At 47.1% G+C, this 3,001-nt stretch carries 3 protein-coding genes and 1 tRNA gene; all 4 read left to right on the top strand.

The genetic code is table 11. The features are described from left to right. A partial coding sequence (locus P5674_RS23880) for a hypothetical protein (protein ID WP_315670346.1) occupies positions 1-200 on the top strand: 200 nt, incomplete at its 5' end. Positions 201-331: 131 nt separating this feature from the next. After that, the gene (gene murA / locus P5674_RS23875; protein WP_006616197.1) at positions 332-1,723 is read left to right on the top strand and encodes a UDP-N-acetylglucosamine 1-carboxyvinyltransferase; all 1,392 of its coding nucleotides are present in this window, start codon (positions 332-334) and stop codon (positions 1,721-1,723) included. A gap of 107 nt (positions 1,724-1,830) precedes the next feature. After that, entirely contained in the window at positions 1,831-2,706 is an 876-nt protein-coding gene (locus tag P5674_RS23870) for a M48 family metallopeptidase (protein ID WP_006616198.1), read from the top strand. Then, positions 2,685-2,766: transfer RNA gene (locus P5674_RS23865), tRNA-Leu, on the top strand. Before P5674_RS23870 ends, P5674_RS23865 begins: the two co-directional genes overlap by 22 nt. Positions 2,767-3,001: the final 235 nt, after the last annotated feature.

Genomic DNA, 3,001 nt, shown 5'->3' with positions numbered 1-3,001 from the left:
AAGCCGGGGCGGGTTTACCAAATTGCTGCGGTGGTGGCGCACCTCCCAGAAACACCCCCTATAAGCCGGGGCGGGTTTACCAAATTGCTGCGGTGGTGGCCAAGCGTTTAGCGGAACCCGCCCCTACATTCAACCCCCCCCCTCCCCAGGGATATCTTTACCTTGTCTATGGGGCGACGGTAAATTGGCATCCAACTTAATACTGTTTTATTATTGCCGCAAATCCTTGTATAATAGGGGTTTTAACCCCATCTATACGAATGGTGTCCTGTTTTACCCCTAGACATTTAGAATCTTTCCGGTAGAATCAGAACAAAAAAATTAACCACCAATGCACAGTCAAAACCCAATTGTGGAGGGTAAACCCATTACACTCACTCTCAATTCATCTAAGGTTCCTACGGCGTATGATGCCGATCAGCCTATTATCAAAATAGCGGGCCGCTCTTCCCTGAAAGGACAGGTAGCTATCAGCGGTGCTAAAAATGCGGCGCTAGTCATCATGGCTGGCGCTCTACTGTGTTCGGAAGATTGCCGGCTACGGAATGTTCCGTCATTGGTTGATGTCGGCACTATGGGGCAAATTCTATCGGCTGTGGGGGTAGACCTCAAACGAGATGGTAGCATTATTGATATCAATGCCAGAGAACTTACTCACTCTGAAGCACCCTATGAGTTAGTTAGTCAGCTTCGAGCTAGTTTCTTTATTATCGGACCGCTTTTGGCTCGCTTAGGGATAGCTAAGGTTCCTCTACCGGGAGGATGCGCTATTGGTGCTAGACCTGTGGATCTCCATGTTCAGGGACTACGAGCGATGGGCGCTCATGTGCAAATTGATCATGGCATAGTTGAAGCATACGTGACTGGGAGCGATCGCCGTCTCAAAGGCGCTAAGATTTATCTGGATTATCCCAGTGTGGGAGCCACGGAAACCCTGATGATGGCCGCAGTGTTAGCAGATGGGGAAACTATTATTGATAACGCGGCTCAAGAACCCGAAGTTATTGATCTGGCTAATTTCTGTCGGGCTATGGGCGCTAAAATTGAGGGGGCGGGAACTAAGAAATTAGTCATCTCTGGAGTTAGCCATCTGCACTCGGTGGATTATTCTATCATCCCCGATCGCATTGAGGCGGGGACTTTTTTATTAGCCGCCGCCATTACTGGCTCTGAACTAACCCTGGCTCCGGTTATTCCCGATCATCTCACCGCCGTGATTGCTAAGTTACGGAAAACTGGCTCAACTATTCTCGCCGAAGATAATCAAGTGATTCGGGTTATTCCGGGTCCGGAAATCCTACCCACAGATATCGAAACCCTCCCCTATCCTGGTTTCCCTACAGATATGCAGGCTCCTTTTATGTCTTTGCTGACTCTGAGTAAGGGTAATAGTCTGATTACGGAAACTGTGTTTGAGAACCGCCTACACCATGTGGCTGAGTTGATTCGCATGGGGGCTGATATCCGCATGAAGGGTAATACGGCGATCGTTAGTGGTGTTCCTATTTTATCTGGTGCGCCAGTAAGGGCTACAGACCTAAGAGCCGGAGCTGCTTTAGTATTGGCTGCTTTAGCCGCTGAGGGTGAAACTACCATTTCCGATTTACAACATCTCGATCGCGGTTATGAACGCATAGATCTCAAGTTGAAAGATTTAGGGGCTCGCATAGAACGTATAGAGCCACTACCTGAATCGGAAAATTCTTCTTCCCAAGATCAGTAAACTAGGGTAATAATTAACTATAGGGGCCCGATAGCTAACCTCCAGGTACTCCCTAGGTATTGCTAACCCGCCCCTTGTTGTATTTCCCCAATGTTTGATTCAATACTATGGCTTTGTCTCCTAATCCTCTCATTGGCCTGAAAGCAGATCATTTCCGCCATCCCCTTGATTTACAGGCGACTAATGCTTTAAAGCAAATTCCCGGTTTAGATGTGATCGTCCGTCAGTTGCTCGGTTCCGTCGGTGAGCAGTTTTTCTATTTGGAAAATATTGCTTCCAGTGTTCTCGTCGGTCAAAAACAGCTTCCACATCTCCATAATCTCTTGTTGTCGGCTTGTGATACTTTGGACTTGGAACCGCCACAACTTTATGTTAGGTCTTCCCCAGTCCCTAATGCTTACACTTTGGCTATGCGGGGAAAACAGCCTTTTATTGTCCTACATACCTCTTTAGTGGATTTGTTGACTCCTGAAGAAATTCAAGCCGTGATTGGTCATGAGTTGGGACATCTCAAGTGTGAGCATGGCGTTTATCTGACTTTGGCGAATTTGATTATTTTGGCGGCGGGTCAATTCTCTACTTTGGGTGCGCTTTTGGTTCAGTCCCTACAAACTCAGATTCTTGAATGGGTCCGCTGTGCTGAGTTTACTTGCGATCGCGCTGCATTGTTGGCTACCCAAGACCCTAGAGTGGTCATGTCGGTTTTGATGAAGTTGTCCGGAGGTTCCCCAACTTTGGCCCCTCAACTCAATTTGGATGCTTTTCTTGAACAAGCGATCGCCTATGATCAAATGAGTAGTGATGAGTTGGGAGAGTTACTTAAACAAGCCCAAACCGCTCAACTCACCCATCCTCTACCTGTACTAAGGGCCAGAGAGATCTATCGGTGGGCCAGTAGCCCCGATTATAATTTTTTGTTGCAATCTCGAAAAATCGTGTATAATGATAAAGTAACCAATTCGGGCGGATGGCGAAATTGGTAGACGCACCACACTCAAAATGTGGCGACTTCGGTCATGTCGGTTCGAGTCCGACTCTGCCCACTATTAACTGACCTAATGCTGGTAGGAATAACCGGGATTTACTTAACCCGATAACTATACCTAGTTACTCAGATATTACTCACAATCTAGTCCTAGCACAGGAAAATAATTCTGTCAATAGGATGATTACTCAGTCAACAAGCACAACTTAATCAATCTGTCAAATACCCATACCACCCCCCCCCAGCAATTCTCATTTTGGCGAAAACCTGTTCAAGTCCCCAGCATCCCTGTA

It is taken from the genome of Limnospira sp. PMC 289.06, from assembly GCF_032350395.1.
Classification (GTDB): Bacteria; Cyanobacteriota; Cyanobacteriia; order Cyanobacteriales; family Microcoleaceae; genus Limnospira; species Limnospira platensis.
Note: the sequence above shows the minus strand (reverse complement) of the source record. Positions and strands in the feature narration are given on the sequence as shown.

Bases quoted from the DNA above. Each gene is read 5' to 3' on its own strand.
- murA (WP_006616197.1), top strand. From the start codon at position 332: ATGCACAGTCAAAACCCAATTGTGGAGGGTAAACCCATTACACTCACT.
- P5674_RS23870 (WP_006616198.1), top strand. From the start codon at position 1,831: ATGGCTTTGTCTCCTAATCCTCTCATTGGCCTGAAAGCAGATCATTTC.